The organism is Escherichia sp. MOD1-EC5990 (genome assembly GCF_002965285.1).
Lineage (GTDB): Bacteria > Pseudomonadota > Gammaproteobacteria > Enterobacterales > Enterobacteriaceae > Escherichia > Escherichia coli_F.
In genome coordinates, this window is the sequence record NZ_PTRV01000086.1 from 1 (window position 1) to 366 (window position 366).

2 other RNA genes are annotated in these 366 nt (G+C 54.4%); both read right to left on the reverse strand.

Features of this window, described 5'->3' with window-relative positions:
- Positions 1-36: 36 nt before the first annotated feature.
- Positions 37-162, reverse strand: a non-coding RNA gene (locus BEB42_RS25995) — RtT sRNA.
- A 30-nt stretch (positions 163-192) separates the two neighbouring features.
- A non-coding RNA gene (locus tag BEB42_RS26000) (RtT sRNA) lies at positions 193-318 on the reverse strand.
- Between the last annotated feature and the right edge of the window lie 48 nt (positions 319-366).

Here is a 366-nt window from a genome sequence, read left to right on the forward strand (position 1 = left end):
ATAGCAAAAAAGCGCCTTTAGGGCGCTTTTTTACATTGGTGGGTCGTGCAGGATGACTCACTTCGCTCGCCCTTCGGGCCGTCGCCGCGAGCGGCTCCGTTGTTTCGCTGCGCTCAACTCGAACCTGCTGCAGGTTCGAATCTTTGAATATCCCAGATAGCAAAAAAGCGCCTTTAGGGCGCTTTTTTACATTGGTGGGTCGTGCAGGATGACTCACTTCGCTCGCCCTTCGGGCCGTCGCCGCGAGCGGCTCCGTTGTTTCGCTGCGCTCAACTCGAACCTGCTGCAGGTTCGAATCTTTGAATATCCCAGATAGCAAAAAAGCGCCTTTAGGGCGCTTTTTTACATTGGTGGGTCGTGCAGGAT